At 53.6% G+C, this 21,799-nt stretch carries 16 protein-coding genes and 1 pseudogene; 6 read left to right on the forward strand and 11 right to left on the reverse strand.

The window, feature by feature from the left end; all coding sequences use genetic code 11:
* Positions 1 to 3: 3 nt before the first annotated feature.
* Genes vasI through tssB form a run of 11 tightly spaced genes read right to left on the reverse strand, consistent with a single transcriptional unit; the run spans position 4 to position 12,534 of the window.
* Positions 4 to 687, reverse strand: coding sequence for a type VI secretion system-associated protein VasI (gene vasI, locus FDW96_RS10785; protein WP_137365663.1), 684 nt, complete (start codon positions 685 to 687; stop codon positions 4 to 6).
* Positions 675 to 3,356 carry a type VI secretion system ATPase TssH gene (gene tssH, locus FDW96_RS10790; protein ID WP_137365664.1) on the reverse strand — a complete coding sequence of 894 codons (2,682 nt, stop codon included), beginning with the start codon at positions 3,354 to 3,356 and terminating at the stop codon, positions 675 to 677. The genes vasI and tssH overlap by 13 nt, the downstream gene beginning before the upstream one ends.
* Positions 3,357 to 3,364: 8 nt before the next feature.
* Complete coding sequence (gene icmH, locus FDW96_RS10795; RefSeq protein ID WP_137365665.1) at positions 3,365 to 4,111, reverse strand: type IVB secretion system protein IcmH/DotU; 747 nt, start codon at positions 4,109 to 4,111, stop codon at positions 3,365 to 3,367.
* A gap of 4 nt (positions 4,112 to 4,115) precedes the next feature.
* A complete protein-coding gene (gene tssK / locus FDW96_RS10800; protein WP_137365666.1) occupies positions 4,116 to 5,459 on the reverse strand; it encodes a type VI secretion system baseplate subunit TssK in 1,344 nt (447 codons plus the stop codon).
* Between the two features lie 2 nt (positions 5,460 to 5,461).
* Complete coding sequence (gene tssJ, locus FDW96_RS10805; RefSeq protein WP_042309280.1) at positions 5,462 to 5,980, reverse strand: type VI secretion system lipoprotein TssJ; 519 nt, start codon at positions 5,978 to 5,980, stop codon at positions 5,462 to 5,464.
* Positions 5,977 to 7,254, reverse strand: a complete 1,278-nt coding sequence (gene tagH / locus FDW96_RS10810; protein ID WP_079224710.1) for a type VI secretion system-associated FHA domain protein TagH — start codon at positions 7,252 to 7,254, stop codon at positions 5,977 to 5,979. The genes tssJ and tagH overlap by 4 nt, the downstream gene beginning before the upstream one ends.
* A gap of 17 nt (positions 7,255 to 7,271) precedes the next feature.
* Positions 7,272 to 8,306, reverse strand: a complete 1,035-nt coding sequence (gene tssG / locus FDW96_RS10815) for a type VI secretion system baseplate subunit TssG (protein WP_061381793.1) — start codon at positions 8,304 to 8,306, stop codon at positions 7,272 to 7,274.
* Complete coding sequence (tssF, locus tag FDW96_RS10820; RefSeq protein ID WP_079224712.1) at positions 8,273 to 10,105, reverse strand: type VI secretion system baseplate subunit TssF; 1,833 nt, start codon at positions 10,103 to 10,105, stop codon at positions 8,273 to 8,275. Before tssF ends, tssG begins: the two co-directional genes overlap by 34 nt.
* A 4-nt stretch (positions 10,106 to 10,109) precedes the next feature.
* A complete protein-coding gene (tssE, locus tag FDW96_RS10825) occupies positions 10,110 to 10,535 on the reverse strand; it encodes a type VI secretion system baseplate subunit TssE (protein ID WP_052511188.1) in 426 nt (141 codons plus the stop codon).
* A 5-nt stretch (positions 10,536 to 10,540) separates the two neighbouring features.
* Positions 10,541 to 12,016: a type VI secretion system contractile sheath large subunit gene (tssC, locus tag FDW96_RS10830; RefSeq protein ID WP_137365667.1), complete on the reverse strand. Its 1,476-nt coding sequence runs from the start codon at positions 12,014 to 12,016 to the stop codon at positions 10,541 to 10,543.
* 20 nt (positions 12,017 to 12,036) lie between these two features.
* A complete protein-coding gene (gene tssB, locus FDW96_RS10835; protein WP_042309289.1) occupies positions 12,037 to 12,534 on the reverse strand; it encodes a type VI secretion system contractile sheath small subunit in 498 nt (165 codons plus the stop codon).
* A 631-nt stretch (positions 12,535 to 13,165) separates the two neighbouring features.
* On the opposite strand from tssB, the gene FDW96_RS10840 reads away from it, so the two are divergent.
* The 6 genes and pseudogenes from FDW96_RS10840 to FDW96_RS10865 all read left to right on the forward strand — a co-directional run.
* Positions 13,166 to 13,684: an Hcp family type VI secretion system effector gene (locus tag FDW96_RS10840; RefSeq protein ID WP_137365668.1), complete on the forward strand. Its 519-nt coding sequence runs from the start codon at positions 13,166 to 13,168 to the stop codon at positions 13,682 to 13,684.
* Between the two features lie 207 nt (positions 13,685 to 13,891).
* Complete coding sequence (locus FDW96_RS10845; protein ID WP_167371254.1) at positions 13,892 to 14,857, forward strand: hypothetical protein; 966 nt, start codon at positions 13,892 to 13,894, stop codon at positions 14,855 to 14,857.
* Positions 14,858 to 15,472 carry a hypothetical protein gene (locus FDW96_RS10850; protein ID WP_137365669.1) on the forward strand — a complete coding sequence of 205 codons (615 nt, stop codon included), beginning with the start codon at positions 14,858 to 14,860 and terminating at the stop codon, positions 15,470 to 15,472.
* Between the two features lie 140 nt (positions 15,473 to 15,612).
* Positions 15,613 to 17,615: pseudogene (locus FDW96_RS10855) on the forward strand (type VI secretion system Vgr family protein).
* 9 nt (positions 17,616 to 17,624) lie between these two features.
* Positions 17,625 to 18,815: a DUF2169 domain-containing protein gene (locus tag FDW96_RS10860; RefSeq protein ID WP_137365670.1), complete on the forward strand. Its 1,191-nt coding sequence runs from the start codon at positions 17,625 to 17,627 to the stop codon at positions 18,813 to 18,815.
* Positions 18,815 to 21,799 (forward strand): PAAR-like domain-containing protein (locus tag FDW96_RS10865; RefSeq protein ID WP_137365671.1); only part of this gene is annotated, 2,985 nt, incomplete at its 3' end. The genes FDW96_RS10860 and FDW96_RS10865, both read left to right, overlap by 1 nt.

Raw genomic sequence — 21,799 nt, forward strand, 5'->3', positions numbered from 1 at the left:
TCGTTATTCCCCCGCCCAGTGGCAGGCTTCACGCAGCGGCGCGAGAGTCTGCGCCAGTCCGTCAATGTTAAAGGTCAGTTGTCCGCTGCTTCCGTTCCCGGTTTCCAGGGTTAACGTTTTTGCACCGAACAACTGTTTAATCTCGTCAATTCCCGCCAGCCCCCGGCTGGCCTCAAGCAGATAGCCGTTTTCACGGACAAACCAGTGCGAACGGAACTGGCCGTTGTCTGTTTTCAACGTCACCGGAATATCGCTATCCTGCCGGGGTGATGCGAGCGCCACCTGCATCCGGGTGATATTGTCGACACAGCTGAACATCAGCACCGGGCGCGGCGGCAGGCTGCCGATAGCAGGCGTGGTGATAATCACCGCCGGATGCTCACCTTCGGTACGGGTCAGCAGCAGCGCCGTGGAGTTATCCGCGCGCTGCGCCTCCTGCTCAAAGGCTCTTTTGCGCGCCTCACCGTCATAACGCGCCTTCACCAGCGCCCCGGCAAAGCCGGTGTCAGGCTGCGGTGACAGAATGCGGTCATAGCAGTCCAGACGCTCCAGGGCGGCAGGCTGTTTCCGGCAGGCCGACATTACGTTAAGCGTGGTCTGCGCATCCGCCGTCTCACAGGCATACACCGGTGAAACCGTCAGCAACAGGGGCAGCAGCCAGCAGGCAGAAGGTCTCATACCGTGCATTCTACCTCTGTTACCGCATCCTCCACGTCGGCAGTAAACACACTGTCCTGCACATCCAGCGTGATACGGGCGACAGCCGTATTCGCCGCCATCTTCTGCAACAGCAGCAACGAGAGCGGCGGCAGCATATCGCCGTCAATAACCGACTCCAGCATGCGGGCCCCGTTTTCGGCGCGGGTAACGCGCTGCATAATTTCATCGGTCACACCCGCTGTAATCTCCACCTCTGCGCCGAAGCGGGTTCGCAGCACGCCGTCCAGACGGGCGAGTTTTCCGGCAATAATGGTAGTCAGCGTTTCGCGTGACAGTGGCAGATAGGGCACTACTTCCATTCGCGCCAGCAGCGCTGGTTTAAAGAAGTCCGCCAGCACCGGATACAGGGCTTCCTGCATGACGTCCGGATTATCCGCATGTTCGACAATCACCTGATAACCGAGGTTGGAGGTCAGGAAGAAAACGATGTTTTTACAGTCGATCAGTCGCCCTTCGCCGTCAGCCATCTCGCCTTTGTCGAAGGCCTGATAGAACAGGTTGAGCACGTCAGGGTGCGCTTTCTCCACCTCATCCAGCAGCACCACGGAATAGGGTTTCTGGCGAATCGCTTCGGTCAGCACGCCGCCCTCGCCATAGCCGACATAGCCCGGCGGTGAGCCAATCAGGCGCGAGACGGTGTGTTTCTCCTGGAATTCGCTCATATTGATGGTGGTAAGGTACTGACGCCCGCCGTAGAGTAGCTCAGCCAGTTGCAGCACGGTTTCTGTTTTACCCACACCGCTGGGACCGGCCAGCAGAAACGCGCCGAGCGGACGCCCCGGACGACGCAGATCGGCCCGCGCCGTCAGCAGGTGTTTATGCAGATGTTGAATCGCCAGGTCCTGGCCTTTAATGGTCTCGCCCAGCCACTGTGGCAGATCGGTGATAACCGACATTTCATTCTGCGACAGGCGATTGAGCGGGACGCCGGTCCATTCAGCAATCACAGCGGCAATTTGCTTTTTGTCCACATGCGGTGATACCAGCAGCTGCGTATGGTGCAGCGTATCCAGCTCAGCGCTCAGGGACGCCAGGCGTTCCGCAGCCGCGGTTGTCTCTTCCGGTACGGTATCAGCCTGCGGTAGCACGTCGTCGTTTGCCGCATCGTCCTCATCCTGCGCCTCTGCTTCCGTCAGCAATGCCTGGCGCAGGGCGATAATCTCCTGTACCAGCGCCTGCTGTTGATGCCACGCGGCATCCAGCGCCTGAAGCTCTGCCTGTGCCGTTTCATACTGCGCGTGAACCTCATCGCGCCGGCCACCGTCCGGACGCAGACCGATCCGTATTTCCCGCTCAAGCTGGCGGATCTCCGCCTCGCACAGCTGGCACAGGGTGGTCAGCGCTGAGATTTGTTTAGGCGGCGAGGACAGATTAATTGCCACGCGGGCGCAGGCGGTATCCAGTACGTCGATAGCTTTATCCGGCAGCTGACGCCCGGAGAGATAGCGCTCGCTTAACGTGGCAGCCGCCTGCAGCGCGTCGTCGTCAATCAGCACACCGTGCGCCTGCTCGTACACCGCCGCCAGCCCGCGCAGAATAATGGTCGCTTCTGCCGCTGTCGGTTCGCTCACCTTCACTAACTGGAAGCGGCGCGACAGGGCAGCATCTTTCTCGAAGTATTTTTTGTATTCGCTCCAGGTGGTGGCAGCAATGGTTTTCAGCTCGCCGCGCGCCAGCGCCGGTTTCAGCAGGTTGGAGATATCCAGCCCGCCCTGCTGGTTGCCCGCACCAATCAGCGTGTGAGCCTCGTCGATAAACAGAATGACGGGGACCGGCGACTGAATCACTTCCGCCATCAGCCCTTTAAAACGCTTCTCGAACTCGCCCTTAACGGAAGCACCCGCCTGCAACGCCCCCAGATCCAGCGTCATGATATCGGTATTTTTCAGTTTGTCCGGCACCTGACCGGCGACAATACGCAGCGCCAGCCCTTCGATCAGCGCGCTTTTGCCCACCCCCGCCTCTCCCACCACCACCGGGTTGTTCTTGCGACGGCGGCAGAGAATGTCGATCATCAGGTCGATTTCACTGTCCCGGCACAGCACCGGATCGAGCCGTCCCTGACGGGCATCTTCAGTCATGTTTTTGGCGTAACGGGCAAGGAGACTCTCTTCTGAACGCACTGCCGTGGGAGCCGATTTATCCGCATTCAGCATGACCGACTCCGCCGACTCCCGCGTCCAGTCGGCAAAATCCTGGCGTAACCGGTCGCGGTTAATCCCGGTCAGCAACCGGGCTGCGGCAGGCGGCACATAGCGCGACGCAGAATGCAGCAGTGCCAGCAGCAGGATACCGCCGCGCAGCTCGCTGGACTGCATTTCCGCCGAGGCCAGCAGCCAGCCATCGCGCAGCCATTCAACCAGCAGCGGCGAGAATACCGGATAGCTGTCGGTATGGCGCATGGTGGCGTAATGCTCCACCGTCAGCGCCTGTCCCAGCTCATCCACGCTTATCTCTGCCCTTTCCATAATCACCCGCAGGTCGCAGCGCGGAATGGCCAGCATCTGGGTCAGCACATGGCTGACGGTGATTTCGGTGGCCTGCTGGCTCATACAGGCCGTGGCGGCCATTTCCAGCGCCTGACGGGAGAACGGGTTCAGCCGTTTAACCAGCGTGGAGATATCAATCTGAATCATGGGTGTCCTTACCTGGCAAGCAGCCGGTTTAACTGGTGAAGAATGTCCTGCGTCTGGCCGTCAAGGCGCAGCAGATAAAACAGATACACCAGGGCGAGCACAACCATGCCGCCCAGCAGAAGGTGCCTGACAGTCAGGCGTTTTATCAGCCGGTAGCGTCCCCCCTGCGCGACCTGATTCTGGTGCAGCAGCGGAAACGGCGCATCGCCGAGCAATGGACGCAGCACGTGGTGCAGGCGGCGGTATATCTGTTCAAACTCGTCCTGACTCTGCTGCGCCACTTTGTAGCGCCCGCGAAAACCGAGTGAAAAGCAGAGGTATAAAAACTCCAGCAGATCCTGATAGCGTTTTGGTTCACGCATCAGGCGTTCCAGCAGAATAAACACCTTTTCCCCGCCCCAGGCCTCGTTGTGGAAATGGACCAGCAGCGACTGCCTGATCCACTCGTTTTTGTTTGACCAGCCGTTGCCGAGCGCCGCCTCATCAATAAAGGTGCAGAGGATGTAACGAAACGACATAATCACGCCCGGCTCATAGCCCTGCTCCTGCAGCAGTTGCTCCACCGCCTGCACGTCGGTCACCACCTGCGCAAACAGGTGTTCCGGCATATTCAGGCTGTTCATCCCCGACAGGCGCATCACCATGCCCAGCAGCGGCGTGGCGGCATCGATCATCGGATTCAGGCTGTTGCCGCGCAGCGCCAGGCGATACTGGCGACCGGAGTCCGGTTCAGACGGCAGGACGAATTCGCTCATCGTCTTATCCTCTTATCGCCCACAGTTGCATATCCAGCTCCGGGAAGGTCCCGGAAATATGCATCGCCAGCGCACCCGCCTTCACCACGTCCTGCCAGGCGGAACTGCCTTTCTCCAGCTCAAAGTAGACATAGCCATCGTGGTACGGCAACTGACGGGGGGCCGCCGGCAGCGCGCGCAGCGGAATACCCGGCACCTGCACGCTGACCATATTGCGGATTTTGTCGGTGGCGGCGATTTTCGACTGCTGGGTAAACTGGAGGATTAACTGGGCATGTGGCATCCGGGCGCGAACCGCCAGCACAAAGACACCGGACTGCAACAGACCCGGATCGTTGACCGTGGCCAGATAGACGCCTTCGGTAAAGATCAGCGGCAGGTTCTGCGCACGGGGTTGCAGGACAATATTGAGCGCCCGACGCACCTCCGGGATCACCGTTTTAAAAGACTGCGTCAAATCGCGATGGTCATAAGGTTCAACGACACAAGGGAGACGGCTGTTTTCGGTAAAGGTCATCAGCTCGCCCAGCAGGCTGACCAGATCCAGATAAAAGGTTTCTGGATGCAGGATATGCAGACGCGCCCGGTGCGAAAAATGCATCTGCCAGCGGTTAAGCATCTGCAGCATCATAAACTCGGCAACGTCCGCGATCCCGCTCTGCTCCGGCGAGCCGATACGCTTCGCCAGATCGGCGGCGCGGGTGGCGATCAGCCCCTGCACGTCACCGACAAAGCGATTCAGAACCGGGCTGACGCGCAGCGTCTGGCAGGTCGGGATGAAATCATCATCCAGTACCAGCGCGCCACCGGCCTGAAAACTGCGGATACGGCACAGCGGCAGCACCACCATCGCGCTGAGATCCTCTGCGCCACTGACGATTTTCGGCCCCAGCTGGCCCAGCGTCAGCGACTGCATATCGCCGTCATTGCTGTGTACGTCGCGGACATCGGTGTGCACCACGCTGTATCGCTCCGAACTCTGCCCCGCGCTGCGAATGCCCTGTACTTCGCTGATGGTATGGGTGGCGACCGGCAGCGCCAGATAAATATCTTGGCTTTCCGGTGTGGTGAGTTCCCGTGGCTGATACGGCAGCGGCAGCAGATCCTGTTCAGGAATGCGGAACACGGTGCCGTCCGGCAGACAGCCCGCCGCCCGGTCGATCATCACCTTGCCCTGCGCCAGCAGTTCAGTATTCAGTGACAGCCCGGTAAATCCCCAGGCAAAATCACCCAGCGCATCCAGCCGCTCGCACAGCATCGCGTCGTTATGGCGCTGCTGCTGCTGAAAGTGCTGGGGCAGCGCAAACATCCCTTCCTGCCAGAGCACCCGGTTTTTCATTGTGGCCATCGTTATTTGTCCTCGGTCTTCATTTCAATACTGTTCTGGCGTACGTGCACCAGCAGGCGGTAGTGATGCCCGGTTCCTTCCACCGGCACGATTTGCTTCCATTCGCTGGCCTGGTCGTCGGAGAAATAGGCGACGATGCCAATAAACTGTGTTTTTGCATCCAGACTCACGTCAGGCAGCGTTTTGAGCGTGTCCGGCAGCAGGGTAAAATCCTGGTGGTCGAGATAGTTTTTCCCCAGCGCTTCCGGCAGTGGCGTGGAGGCCATCAGGTCGTAATCCGCCGCCTGAAATTTTGAGTCATCGGTCAGGTACACCAGTTGCACATCAACCGGGGCAGGCTCGCCCTCGCCGTTCAGGTTGCTGTCCGGCTCGGTCAGCAGCGTGAGGGTGACCGCAGAAGACTGCTGTTTCAGATCGCCAACCTGAATACCGGGATCGGCAATCACCTGGCCGATCTTTTTGGTCATCGTGCAGCCACTGACGCTGAGCGCCAGCATCAGCATGACAAAAAAGCGTCTCATGCTTCCGGTTCCCGCTGCTTCTCACGCAATACCCGGTCATACACCTGGGCATAGACCTCGTTAAACAGCATGGCGAATCCCTGCTGCCTGTCCGAAGCCAGTTCGGCGTAATAGTGGCGGTACATTTCCCATGCCCCGGCATCGTCCAGCTCCCGGCGCAGCTCATGGCTGCGGCGATACTGCACAAAGCGGCGCAGCAGGCTCTGCGGCGAGAAGGCCTCCAGCATCACCCGCAGCGCTTCGGCTATCGCCGCCCGGTTGGCCTCTTCGTGGTGGCGGACGTTACGCAGGCTCTCGCGAATGGCGGCAGGTGCCGCCAGATGCACCGGACTTTTGCCTTCGGCGAACATCACTTCCAGCGCCGTGGCGTAGTCAAGATTCAGGCGCAGCGGGTTATCTTCCAGCGGGCGCAGGTGTTTGTCCGACAGACTGTTCTGGCTGTGCTGTAAATCCAGCAGTCCCTGAATCGCGGCCTGCAGGGCGCGTCCGCTCTCTTCCAGAAAGGCGTCGGCGTCCTGCGAATTGTGCACGCTGAGCGAACTGCCCAGCCCGCGCAGCAGCGGCGTTACCGCCAGATGTTTCTGCGCCGTTTGCGCCGCAGTAAACTCATCTTCATCACGCGGGTCCGCATATACCGGGGGCAGATCCATAAAAGAGGTGTCCAGTCCACCATTGGCCTGCAGATCCGACAACGGCACGGTCCGCTGCCCGTAAGTCGCCGGTGCGGCGGTCAGACTTTCACTCTCTAACACCTGTAAAGGGTCGGAGGAAAAGCTGTTGACCACCGTGGACGTCAGCTGGTGACGCTGCTGCAGCCCCGGATATTCCGGCTGGCCGTCGGTAGAAATCAGCGCCTCCACCAGACCGTCACGCTGCGTCACAATGCTTTCCGGCGTCGCCATCTGCTCGTCATAGCTGATGCGTTTGCCTTCGTGCAGAAAGACTTTTAATGCCAGCGCGCCCAGACTGATTTCATCCCCCTGACGCAGACGTACCAGCCCAGCGTCGGAGGCCACTGGCGCCAGGTTTATCATCAGCCCCGGCATCAGGCTGCGCAGGCAGAAAGCGCCGTCATGCAGCACAATGGCGCAGGCGCGCCCGGCAACCGAACCGGCCCGATCCTGTACCGGCCAGTGGCACCCTTCCGCATGGCCTATCTCGCCGCCGTCACCGGAAAACAGGCATTTTGCGGCGCGACCGCTTTCCAGTTCATTGCCGTTCATTACCTGAAGCGTCAGCGACAGTGTGGAAGACTGTGATTTTTCCTCAGCCATATATGACTCCATGTAATTTATTCCCTGATGTGGAGAGTGACGGAAGGCGAAGCCACCGGCTGGCCAATAAAACTGGTCCGTCCCAGACGGGAACACGATTTATCCCCCAGCCGCATCCTTCTGGCCTGCTCCGGTGCCAGACCCAATTGCAGATCCCAGGCAAGCTGGTCACGCAACAGAAACGAAATAAACATTTTCAGCGCCTGATGATCATCCCCATCCGGTAAAAACGACAGGTAACGCGCAATATCCAGGCCGTTAATCCGCAGCAGGAATTTACCGCTGCGATCCGGTACCCGCGCGCCGAGTGTGAAATTGACGCCCAGCACAGAGCGTCCGGCGACATGTCCGTCGGTTCGTATCTTCGGATTACGTACCCCCACCCGGTTCTGCTCTGACGGCTCGATCGCCACTTTGCGCAGTTGCCAGCTCTCAATCGTGACATCCGGCAAATCAAAACAGTGGGATACCAGATTACATACCACATCCGGCGAACGCCCCGGCGTCGCCAGTATTCCGGCATAGGCCAGCATTTTGCTGTGGTTGATGGCGAGCCTGTCGCGTGCACTGCGGTTACCCAGCCCGACAAGGGAATACATACGCTGTGAAAAGACATCCGTCCCGCCATTGCGAAAACAGATGTAGTAGCGATACTTACGCCAGGCGTGGTAAGCAAACTGCGTCCAGCGATGGCTGAACAGATCCAGAAAATCTTTCAGCCCTTCTTCGTTCTGTGCAGATTCCCGTGCCATCCGATCAAGGTAATAACCCGGAAGCGGCGACTGGCTGCCGGAAAAGCCGAGAAATGTTGAGGTCAGCGTGAACTGCCCGTTATCTCTGCGCGTGAGCGACGTCAGATCGCTCCCCGGAAAAGCGATGCTGGCATCAGATTTAAACAGCACCCCCTCATCTTTCGGCTCGGTACGCAGAGAAGGTTCACTGTCCGGTTCGCCGTAGCGGCGATAGAGCGACTCCAGCAGGGTATAGAAATTGATGCCGCGCACATCTGCCGGAAATATCACATCAGGGCATGCTGGCCGCTGCTCTTCCATTCCCAGACCTCCTGACTTTCTGTATTGATAATTTTCAGGCAGTGGAATGAATTGATGCTGGCGTACAGGGCAAAGAACTCAGACAGCACGACACCTAACAGATAAACCTCACCCTCACAGATAAAGGGTGCCGGATTGATCCACAACGAGGTCGCAAGCCCCCTTACCGGAACGCCTTTGAACAACCGATCCACCGGTTTAGTTTCCATTTTCTCAATTGCGTCCAGTTTTTGCTGTGACAACCGGGCCTGCTGTGGATGATGGATGCCGGGTAAATCGAAAGTACGCAGGATCTGTACCAGCGCATCACGGTCCAGGAGAGAGAGATAATTCAGGTTCATACTGGAAATCAGTGACCAGTGCATATCGCCATCCGTGACCGGGTACAATGGCCGCGTCGGGCGCGTGACATTGCTGAAGCTGGCTACGGCCGGGTTTTTCCCCACAGCCACGCAGATATCGCCAGTGTGCAGCTCCGCAGGCAGCATCCTGTTAGTACAGACCAGCGAAGCAGTAATGACCTCGCCCTCCAGCATGGACGGCTCAGGCAGCCTACCATCCGCGTGAACAAAGGCGATGGCATGCTCAAGGCCACGATGAAACAGGGACGTTTTTGTCCGGTGGTGCCAGTACACCACCTCACGCTGGCGGCTGTATTCAAGCTGGTGATTGAAACTTTCAAACTCTGGCCAGGACCGGGTTTTCTTCCCTTTTACAGAGAGCTCATCTGTCTCCGCGCTTTGGCCCGCCACAGATTTAACCCGGAAAATATCATAAGCATCCGGGTGCTGATGGCTGGCTTTCAGCGGATATTGCGGCGTACTTCCATCCGGCCTGACCGGTTCCGCATGGTGAACAAACAGGTTGACGGCAGGTGTGCAGTAAAGCCGCAATGAACTCTCGCGCAGTTTGATATCCACCGGCAACGGCTGATTAAAATGCAGGCGCAATGTAAAAGAACCCGCAGGAAAATCTTCCGGTAATGCCGCGACATCCCGCAGATGAAAGAAAAAAAAGCTTTCCGGGTAGCAAAAATACTCCTGCAGCACACGGTAGCCGTTGTGAACGTTTTTAGGCCACGGCAGTAGTGCATCACCACGTTCAAACCCGGCGGCTTCCAGCCACAGTTCTGGTAACGCAATGCGACGCTCACCCGCAATCAATTCCGCATCCATCAGGCGTTCACTGAACCACAGATAGAGCTGATGCCGGGTATAGTCATCGTCGTTCCCCAGCCAGAAAGTGAGTTTATTCAAATCTACCGTTCCGGCAGCTACTCCCGTATCCCTGTAAAAATCGATATCAACAATACCCTCTTTTAAGGTACTGGCGTTACGGACATCAAGGAGTTGCAACGGCTGCAACCACATATCCCGCGCCAGAGTAAAATGACAGACAGGAACAAAAGCATCTTCCTCATCTGTTATTGCCCCTTTATGTCCAGATGAGTGGTTGTTATTTGGGCGTGTAGTGACCAGTTCATCACGTGAAACCTGAACTGGGGCTTTGAGATTATTTTCAGGCTTATATTCAACCACCGTCATGGACGGTATCGGGCGCAGATAGTTGGGCCACAACATGCGGATGATGCCGTGTGTAAACTCCGGAAACTCATCTTCCAGTTTTTGTCGCAGCCCCCCTGACAGAAAAGCGAAAGCTTCCAGCAGACGCTCCACATCCGGGTCGCCTTCCTTTTCCGCCAGAAAACGGGCCAGATAGGGTTTATCCTCTGCCAGCAGCTTGCCTAACTGGCGCAGATAATCCAGCTCTTCCCGGTAGTAACGTTCCTCAAAAGCCATTTTGTCACTCCACCCGGTAGCGCTGGCGGTTATCCAGCAGGATCTCAAACTCCAGGAGATCACTGGCATCGTTAAAACTCACCTGCGCCACAATATGAAAACGTAATTCCTGCGGAGCACTGACATCCGGTGAATCGGCATCTACCGTCACATCAAAGAGTCGGGGTTCGTAACGGAGAATGCAGTCACGAATTCCCCGGCCAATTTCCTGACGGAAATCACTGGAGACCAATGCATCATCATTCAGATCAGGAATGCCCAGCTCCGGCGAACCATAGCAACTGCCGGAACGGGTATTCAGAACGTTTTCCAGGTTGCGTCTGATGGACTGTAACAACTGCCCTGGCGACGGTAAGCGGCGCGACGATCTGGCCGCATTCCCCACCCGCTCAAACAAACTTCCCTGCATTCCGATATCCCGTTCCGTCATGGTGATTAATCCCGGTCGAGACGGCCAACGAGGGACAGTTCAAAACTGGCGCCCATATATTTGAAATGCGGACGCACGGAGAGCGCCACCTGATACCAGCCCGGTTCACCTTCCACATCCAGCACTTCAATTTTCGCCTGACGCAGCGGCTTACGGCTGCGCACTTCAGCTGGCGGATTTTCCTGATCGGCCACATACTGGCGGATCCAGGTATTCAGTTCGCGCTCCAAATCACCACGCTCTTTCCAGGAGCCGATCTGTTCGCGCTGCAGAACTTTGATGTAGTGCGCCAGGCGGCTGATAACAAAGAGATACGGTAGCTGGGTACCCAGCTTGTAGTTGGTCTCCGCTTCTTTGCCTTCCGGGGTATTGGGGAATACTTTTGGCTTCTGTACCGAGTTAGCCGAGAAAAAGGCAGCGTTATCACTGCCCTTACGCATGGTCAGAGTAATGAACCCCTCTTCCGCCAGCTCAAATTCACGGCGGTCAGTGATCAGTACTTCGGTCGGAATTTTAGCCTGCAGCTGTCCCATCGCGTCATACAGATGAACCGGCAGATCTTTAACCGCCCCGCCGTTCTGCGGACCGATGATATTCGGGCACCAGCGGTACTTCGCAAAGCTGTCCGCCATATTGGCAGCCAGTAGGAATGCCGTATTCCCCCACAAATAATCATCATGACTGCGACTGACATTTTCCCGGTAATTGAAACTTTTCACCGGATTGTCGCCCGGCGCGTATGGCTGACGCAGCAGGAAACGTGGGGAAGTGAGGCCGAGATAACGGGAGTCTTCTGACTCGCGCAATGCGCGCCATTTGGTATAGGCTGGACCTTCAAAAATCGCGCCAACATCTTTAATGCCCGGCAGCTCAGTCCAGGAATCCAGACCGAGAAACTCCGGCGCAACGGATGACAGGAATGGCGCATGCGCCATTGCGCTGACCGCACTGACATATTTCAGTAATTTCAGATCTGCCGCATTATTTTTAAACGCATAATTACCGATAACTGCCGCCACTGGCTCGCCGCCAAACTGGCCGTAACCACTTGAATAAACGTGCTTATAGAAACCAGACTGGGTGATTTCCGGGGCGAATTCGAAGTTGTCCAGCAACTCTTCTTTGGTGGCATGCAGCAGGTAAATTTTGATGTTTTCGCGCGGATCGGTACGCTCAACCAGCAATTTCAGGGAGCGCAGCAGTGATTCCAGTTCCTGAATCACCGGGTCGTGAAGGATCAAATCCATCTGGCGACTTGTCCGCTCGTCAATATCCGCAATCATGGCGTTAACCGCCAGAATGTCGACTGACTCAGCTTCATTCTGCAGCAGGGCCGAGATAAATGCGGTCACGCCCTGACGGGCAATACCATAGCTTTCAGACTCAGGCTGGAAACGGCTTTGTGCCATAATATTGTCCAGCAATGACGTTCCTGCCTCTGGCGCGGCACTGACGGGAGCAACTTCTTCCTGTAAAGACATAGTGAAATCCTTGTGCAAAGTTATTTCTGGCTGGCCAGCCCCAGTTCCTGAATCAGCTGTTCGCGGGTTTCCTCGTTATCCAGAAGTGCCTGCAACTGAGCGCGAAATGCCGGGATATTGCCCATCGGCCCTTTGAGGGCAACCAGCGCCTCACGAAGCTCCAGCATTTTTTTCAGCTCAGGCACCTGGCTGGCGATGCTGTCCGGCGAGAGATCGGCCATCGAATTGACTTTCAGGCTGATATCCATACGCGCGCCAGCCTTTTCACTAAGCACCGACGGCACGGAAACGTTCCGTTCAATGCCAGACTGGGCCAGTACTGCGTTTAATGTATTTCGGTCAACAGCGACTGGCTGGCGTTCATCCAGAGGGGTGTCATCCGGCCTTCCCAGTAAATCCCCGGTAACCAGCAGACTGAGAGGTAATTCCACTTCAGCCGCCTGACCATCCGTCCTTGGAACATAGCGGACATTAATACGTTCCTTAGGCGCTATACTTCCGTCATTATGATTGCTCATGTATATATTCCATAAAATGATGATAGATATTTATTCAGACCATTAATGGTAGAATTATCCATAAAGACAATAGCCAGCAACGGAAATAAAAATCCGCCATGACAAAAACATCGATCAGGGAGTATCATACTCCCTGAATGAAATTTTAAAACAATTTTCCTAACCTTCGACACATAATACACACCGACGTGACGAATGACACATAATCAAGTATTTCATCTGGGATATGGTATATGCAGGATTAAATACAAACAAAAAAAAACACAATACAACCACATGTTTTAACTGAATATATAAGAAAAAGTTTAATTACAATGATTAGAGTAAATACGAACAAGGATTACATCACAAAAATAAATGAATGGTTATTTTGATTTTATAGCGCAGGAGAAAAATGGATTAAATAATATTAATTCAAGAACAACCTATGGCTGAAAGATAAAAGAGAAGCACCGGAACTAATGAGCAATGAATTTAAAAGCACCATCATTTTTACCGACCGCACAACGAATGCGACTCAGGGACAAACACAAAAGTATTGGCGTGAGCAATGCTTTTGTGTTTGTTAAGAAATATTGAACGTGCTGATGGGAATTAGCATAAATATAAATAATGCAAAGGAGTTAAGGAAATGCCAACACCGTGTTACATCTCAATTAAAGGACAAACTCAGGGACTGATTACCGATCGCGCATTTACTGCTGAATCTGTCGGCAATATCTACGTTCAGGGCCATGAAGACCAGATGCTGGTGCAGGAATTCAGCCACAACGTCACCGTCCCGACCGATCCGCAATCAGGTCAGCCCAGTGGCCAGCGTTCTCACAAGCCGTTTATCTTCACCGTGGCGCTGAACAAAGCGGTTCCACTGCTGTACAACGCACTGGCTTCCGGAGAAATGCTGCCAACCACCGAACTGCACTGGTATCGCACCTCCGTGGAAGGTAAGCAGGAACATTTCTTCACCACCCGCCTGACCGACTCCACCATTGTGGATATCGACTGTCACATGCCGCACTGCCAGGACGACACCAAACGTGAATTCACTCAACTGGTAAAAGTCTCTCTGGCTTACCGCAAAATTGAGTGGGAACACGTTTCAGCCGGTACTTCAGGGGCTGATGACTGGCGCGCACCACTGGAAGCATAAGTCAAAACCAGCAGCATTCTGCCGTCATGGCAGGGTGCTGTTTTTAAAGTCATTAGCCATAACAAGCAGTATCAGTACCGAGTTACGTTTTGCATACGGGAGATGGCAGACGCCGGAAACCTCGGCGGTAGCGTGCCTGAAAACAAGCGTAACGTTGTACGGTCATTGCAACTAATTCAGTTAGTGAATTGATAATGTGAGGGCAAGGTGCCTAATTTATTTAATCCTGAAAGTAATGATTTGCCTGAATATGAGTGGTCTCGCTTGCTGGGGCAAACTCAGGGGACAGATTTTAATTTCGACGCACTGGCTGATGCACTTGACTGCCAGCGTGATTTTTATGGTGCAGGCATTATATACAACGACGGTTATCGCTCATTTTTAGTTCGCCCCTCAAAACGCTCCTCCACTCCGGGACTGAATCAAATAACCCATATCATTGTGACTCAAACCACGTATTTATCTCGTGAAGGGATGGAGAAAAGCGTCAAAGAAGCCGTAAAAGATCCATCAGTTGGAGCAGAAATTGCGTCAACGGCACTATCCTGCGGAGCCTGTATACTCACAGCTGTCGCATGTGCTGCTTCTCTTTCAGCCGTACCGCTTACGGGCGGAATGAGTACTCCTCTGGCTGTATTGGCAACTGCCGGAACGATTGCCACAGCAGTGCAGTGTGCTAATGGCCTATGGCGTTTGTATGATATAGGACTTAACGATGCCCAAAATGTTGACTGGATTGATCGGCAGGGATGGTACACGGCCACCTCCACTGCGCTCGATTTAATTTCACTGGTCTCGCTTGCCGGTCCGCTAAAAGAAGTGGTCATGACATACAAAATGATGAAATCAACCTCTTCAATGAACGTGATCGACTGGTTAAAGCGTTATCCCAGAATGGAGAGGGTTCGTCTGACTGAAGCTATCATAAAACAACTTAACCCGGGAATATCTAACAAAGCGATGAAAGCAATGGTCCGCGCGGGAAAATATCCCAGACGATATCCTACAGAAGGATTTCACGGAGAGTTAATAAAACAACTCATTAGTGCGATGACCAGCGCAATGGCGGTTTCTGGTAGTGCGGTCAGTGGTGTTATACATTCCCCGGAAAGTATTAGCACCTCTGGTGAATATATTTTTGGATTATTACAGTCCGTGGACACTATTAATTAAATGAATATAGCGAGAGTGTTATTGGGCACACAGTTCCTTCGATTAATTGACGAAGGAAAACAAACGGACTGCTTGATCAAAGATGGAGGGGCGGCGTTACTCAAACAATCGACCCCGGAGCAGGAAAATGCACTCAATCTTCAATGGCTCAGACTTTCACGTCCCAACCCTTTTTCAATAGGGATTATCGTTATGTTACTGGCAGCCTCGACCCCATGGGGATGGACATCGATAATATATCACTTTAACCTTCCCGTTGAAGTGAGCTCAATATTATGCTTATCCATTATCCCATTTGCAGGTATATATGTTGCTTTTATACCTTATGGATTAGGACGAGGCTATACCAGTGGATTGATCTTTATACGCTATTTTTATCTTTTTAATATATCATTGTCATTGGCTGGTATTTTTTCAATACTTATACAAAACTCAGAATTTTATCAGTTAATGAGGGAGCTTAATACATTTTTTTTACAATTATTTGTTTTGTATTTATGTCGATATACTATAAACAGCAACTCATTTTATAGAATAATTTCATTCCTTCGCACTTTACGTCTGATATTGGAAGCTAAAAAAGAAAGAGAATTGTCACAAAAAAGTTGCAAGTAATTCTCTTCGGAAAATATTCTATTTTTATTATCACTCATTCATCGCTCCCATATCAAACGAACCTTAATTCATGCGTTACATCGTCTATATCATGTAACTCATCAACAATACGGGTATTTCTCCGTCCTTAGGGAGGTCATATGTCATTAAAAGGACTGCGTTTTACGTTAAATATTGATGGTCAGGAAGATACAGCACTGGCCGTGGTAGATTTCACTCTTTACCAGCAATACTCTGGTCCGTTTGTGATGGACGTAAATGTTTCCAGTACTAAATTAAATCTAGTCGCTTCGGATTTTCTGGAAAAAAATGTCGTTCTGACTATCTGGCAAGGTAATATTCCACAACGCTATATCAACGGCATTGTCACTGCAATGGTCCTGGGAAATAATAATGGGTGGCAGACAAATTATCATCTGACCATTTCCCCTCCACTTTGGCGCTGTAGTTTGCGCAAGAACTTCCGTATTTTCCAGCAACAGGACATCCAGACCATCTCCGATATTCTACTGAGAGAAAATGGCGTAACAGAGTGGAAGTCTCACTTTTATGAAAACCACCCGCCACGTGAATTCTGCGTACAATATAATGAGTCAGATCTCGCTTTTCTGACACGATTGTGGTCTGAGGAAGGAATCTTCTTTTTTGAAAATCTGTCTCCAGGTGCTAATGGGCCGCATCAGACGCTGACCCTATGCGACAATTTTGCCGGATTGCACTCCATATCCACCCCACTCCTATTTAACCCAAACGCAACAATGGAAGTCACCCCTGAATCCATTAGTGTGTTCCGCTATGAAGCCACTGTCACACACTCTTCAGTACAGAGTCAGGACTACACCTTTAAAGTCCCTGGTTGGCCAGGACTCTATACTCATAAAGCCGACAATCTTAACGGCCAGAGGTCACAGTACGAACTGTTTGATTATCCGGGCCGTTTTAAAGATCAACAACACGGTCAAGATTTTGCCCGCTATAAAATGGATGGCTGGCGCAGCAGTGCTGAAACGGCCACTTGTGCCAGTAATTCCCCAAAACTATGGCCTGGTACACGTTTTACCTTGTCAGGACACCCAACAGCCGACCTTAACCGAGAGTGGCAAGTGGCGGGTAGTACGCTGACGGGAATACAACCTCAAGCACAGCACGGCAGTCAAGGGCAGGGAACCTCACTCACCAACGATTTTACTGTAATACCTGCGGATCGAACCTGGCGGTCACAACCTTTACCCAAACCCAGAGTTGATGGCCCGCAAAGCGCAATTGTCACCGGTCCTGAAGGAGAAGAAATTTTCTGCGACGAGCATGGTCGGGTTCGTGTGAAATTTCACTGGGACAGATATCATCAGAAAAATGAGGACAGCTCCTGCTGGATACGGGTATCACAAGCATGGGCCGGTGCCGGGTTTGGTCATCTGGCTATCCCACGCGTCGGGCAGGAAGTGATCGTTGATTTCCTCAATGGCGACCCAGATCAGCCCATCATTATGGGACGAACCTACCACCAGACTAACCGTTCTCCAGGCGATCTGCCCGGAACCAAAACACAGATGGCTATCCGTTCAAAAACATATCAGGGAAGCGGATATAACGAACTGATGTTTGAAGATAGTACGGATAATGAGTTGTTGTCCATGCACGCTCAGAAAGACATGGACACCAAAGTATTACACGACCGTCGTACGACTGTGCTCCACGATCACACGGAAAATATCGGCAACGATCAAAAAGTCAGAATCAAAAAAGACCGCAATGTACTGATTGGTCACAATTTACGGCAGGTCGTTCTGAGCAATCAGAGAACCACCACGCTGAAAAATAAAAAAGAATTTACCGGCCTGACTAGCAGGGAGACTGTTGGGTTATTGAAATCAGTCACCGTGGGAGGGCCTATCAGACAACCGTTGTCGGGGAGATGAATACCACCGTCGCTCTGGCGCAGACCGAAGAGGTTGGGCTGTTAAAGTCAGTCACCGTAGGTGGACCACTGACAGTGAGTTCCACCACATCCATTACTTTCACCTGCGGGGCCAGCTCCATCACGATGGATGCTTCCGGAGTGATCACCATCATCGGAACCGCCTTTGACTTTAGTGCCAAGGGACCAGTCCAAATTAACGGTATGCCAGTGGACATCAACTGAGGCGCTGAAATGGAATTTCGCAATCTCACCCCTTTCTCCGTGATGCAGTACAGAATGCTCGATCAGCAGGATGAGACATATCACGTTGTTGCATTGAAGGTTGGCTTTTCGCTGGAGCTGTGCGCCGAAGGTGTTTTCCAGGCACAGCCACTGGTAAATCCCCCCATGCCTCTTTGCCTGACGGATGAGTATGAAGGTGAACTCAACGCTTCCAGAGTCTTACAGGAAAACGATCTGGCTCCCTTCAAGCCGCTTTGTGACGTTATTCTCAACGCAACCGTCAATGCTCCTGCTGACATTCCCGCAACAGATGTTGATGTCGGTATTCAGCTTATTACTCCAGAGGGGCAAGTTTTACTGGATAAGCGACTTCATGTCATTGGTGAGCGATTTCTGCTCCGTAACTCACTGACCGGACAATGGTCGCTTTCAGATCCCACCCCCTTCACTACTCTCCCCCTGGATTATCAATATGCCTTTGGCGGGGAGTGTCGAATCGAGAAAGAGAGTGATGCCGCCAGAAATGTACCCGCGAAAAATCAGCTTACTGCCCGTCAACAAGCCGAACACCCACAGACTGATAGCCCGCCGCTCGCCCACACCGTGTGTGTAACCAATCCACAGGGACAAGGATATACAGAACGCTGGTACGTTGATGCTACCCGACTGACACGCGTCCCCGCTCCACAGATCATGAATCCGGACCATCCTTTCACACTAAATGAATTTCAACGCTGTCTGGATGGCAGGATGGATCCATCTGCGCCTGAATTTCAACCTGCCGGAACGGGATTTTTAGCCCGTAGCTGGGAGCCAAGGCTGAGAAAAGCGGGAACCTACAATCAACACTGGCTGGATTCTCGACACCCTGGTTTACCGGGAGACTTCGATTTTGGTTACTGGAATGGTGCGCCACTGGATCAACAAATACCCTGGCCCTCTCCAGGACTGCGCTTTGAGCTACAGGGATTGCATCCCAAGGGCCGGATAACCGTTCAAACCCCACCACACAGAGCAGCAGTGTTACTGCGTATGACGGACGGAACCCTGATCCCCCAGTGGATGAATGCAGACACCCTGATCCTGGATTTAGACAAAATGACACTGTCTATCACCTGGCGATACCTCATTAGCACCCATGCCCCGATACGCGTCATAGAGGCGCGTTACGTGACAAATCCCGTTCAGGAAGAAAAATAATGGCCGAAAACACCACTGCCAGCCAGAGTCCGCAATGGACGATGGTATCGCTCAGTCCGGATGTTTGTAAAACGCCACGCGGAGACTCCACGCCCCCGATCCCCTACCCAGTCACTGCACAACTGTTACAGGCCGTGCTCCCGGTACCGACCGTCAGGACAAACAATACCCCTCTGGTGGTAATGGACCAGAGTTTTGCCCCGATGACACAAGGAGATGAACCGGGTGTTGCCGGCGGCATAAAAAGCGGAACCGTGGGGAGCATCTGTGAACCCCTGGAGCACAGCGCCAGCGTCACCGCCGGTGGTTTTCCAATACTACGGAACGGCGATATATGCTGGATGAATAACAAAAATACCCCCGGCGTTATCTGCGGCCAGCCCGCCATACCTCAGGTTCCGGTGACGGGGGCAAATCCGCCAGTTGTCCCGGAAACAGCGAAAGAAAAAGGTTTCCTGGAAATGCTCGGCGAGTCCTATGTTCAGGAAGCGGAGTCCAGAAGAGCAGCGACACAAAAAATTAAAGATGTTGTGTCTGATTTTGTCACTGACGATACACCTGACGGAGTAATGAACAGTGAGCTTATCGCTGCGATGCTACACGCAGGCGATATTTATAGTCGGGTCCCTGGCGCATCTGATGCAGCTATCCAGCAAATGGGCGGAGAGGCGGCGGAAACATGGAAAACGCTGAATACTGACCAGGTTAAAGGAAGTGAACTGGTTATCGGTTCTTTGCTGGGGGGCGCATTGCTGGCAAGAAATGGCCCCCAAATGGCAGTAGAAGAAGCCGGCGCAGCAACACGGTCGGCAGAAACCGCCGCCGCTGCTGCAAAAACCACAAACGCAGTGGAAGACGCAGGTGCCGCTGCCAGTACCGCCGTAAAAACCCCAAATGCTCCAGGAGGGCAATTTCCTGTTCAAGGGGAAACACCTAAAAACAATAAAGCTAATAGCCAGTGCACTCGTAACTGTAGTACGCCGGGTGAACCTGTCGATATCGTTACCGGCGATTTTCTCCAGCATCTTTCGGTGCTCTCACTCCCCGGTACGTTACCGCTCAGCCTCTCCCGCTTTCACCGCACCAGTTCACAGGTCTGTGGTCTGTTCGGACCCAAATGGATGGACGAATGGTCGCGTTTTCTGGAGCTGGACGCAAAAACTATCCGTTTTACCGATCATGAAGGCGTCACGCTGGTCTACTCCCTGCCCCACGACGGACAATTAAGAAACGCGGTTAACAGTCACATGGGCCATTACGTGCTCTCCGGTGATATTCACAATCAACTCACCGTGTTTGACCGTCAGGCCCGCCAGACGCTGATTTTTGGCGAAATCAACGGGACAATACGCCGCCTGTCCGCGATCTGTGACGGCTATGGCAACACCATCAGCTTCGTTTACCAGCAGGGGCAACTGACCTGCGTCCGGCACAGCGATGGTTATGAGCTGACGCTGAGCAGCCTGAACGGGCGTGTTACCGCAATAGACCTTTATTCTCAGGGGAAAATACAGCGACTGGTCACCTGTCAGTATGATGACCAGGGAATGCTGGCAGAATGCGACACCTTTCAGTTCAGTCATAAGGGTTACACCTGGAGTCCGGAAAACCGGATGCTGCACTGGTGGGATGCCGACGGTACGCAGGTGGATCTGTTCTACGACGCACAGGGACGGGTTACAGAAACCCGCACGCCGGAAGGCTACTTCAACGACCGTTTTACCTACGACGATGCAGAACGCAGGAACCGCTATCACGATGCAGAAGGCGGCGTCACAACCTACTGGTATAACGATGACGGCCTGGTCGTTCGTGAGGCAGACCCTCTGGGAAGGGAAACACTAACGGAATGGGCGCACAGTAAACGGCAGTCTCAGACCGACGCGCTGGGGCGAACCACCACCTGGCAGTATAACCTCTACGGTGACATCACCCGGCTGTCATTGCCGGGGGGCATCATGCTGCACTATGAGTATGATGCCCACGGTAATCTGACCCGTTTTCAGGGGCCGGGTAATAAAACCTGGCTGTTCCACTACGATGAACACGGCGGACTGCTGGAAATGACCGATCCGCAGGGGCGGCAGCGTCACTGGGAATACGGTGACCACGGAGAAGTATTACGACAGGCACTGCCGGACGGTGAGACCTGGCATTATGGCTACGATCCCCTGCACCGCCTGAACTGCATCGCAGATCCGGCGCAGGGAGAAATCCGGCTTGAGCAGGATATGCTTGGACGCCTGCTGACCGTCAGCGATCCGCTACAACAAAAAACCACTTACCGCCACAGTAACCAACACGCCAGCCTCTCCGGGAGTGTTACGCACCTCACCCTGCCGGACGGCGTGGAACAACAATATGATCACAGTTCCGGAAAACAGGTTGCCAGCTTTACCGACGGTGAAGGAAAAACCACGCACTATGAGTACGGTAGCTTTGGCCTGCTGAAAACACTGACGCGTCCTGACGGGCAGTGCTACCGCTTTATTTATGACGGCCTCACCCGGCTGAAGCAGGTTATCAATGCCGCCGGAGAACGCTGGACTTACACCCTGGATGCTGCCGGTCAGCTTATCAGTGAAACGGATTTCAGTGGCCGGACGCTGCATTATGAGTACGATGCCGCCGGGCGGCGTACTGCCACACACTATCCTGACAACCATATTATCCGTGAATATTATGACAGCGGTGACCGGCTTCTTCAGCGACAGGTAAGGCAACGGCGGGAGGAAGCGGAGCAGATAATCGCCACCTCCGACTTCCGTTATGATGCGGAATTTCACCTTATCAGCGCCTGTACCCCGGATTCACGGGTGGAATTTGAATACGATGCTGATGGTCAGGTTATCGCTGAAACCATCAACGGTCGTCGGCTGGAACACCGCTATGACCCACTGAGCGGCAGGCCCGTTGCCTGGCAACTGGATGACGTGGCGGTGCAGTTCACCCACGGCGTGATGGGCCGGATGACCCACTGGCAG

This window comes from Citrobacter sp. TBCS-15, from assembly GCF_005280815.1.
Lineage (GTDB): Bacteria > Pseudomonadota > Gammaproteobacteria > Enterobacterales > Enterobacteriaceae > Citrobacter > Citrobacter werkmanii.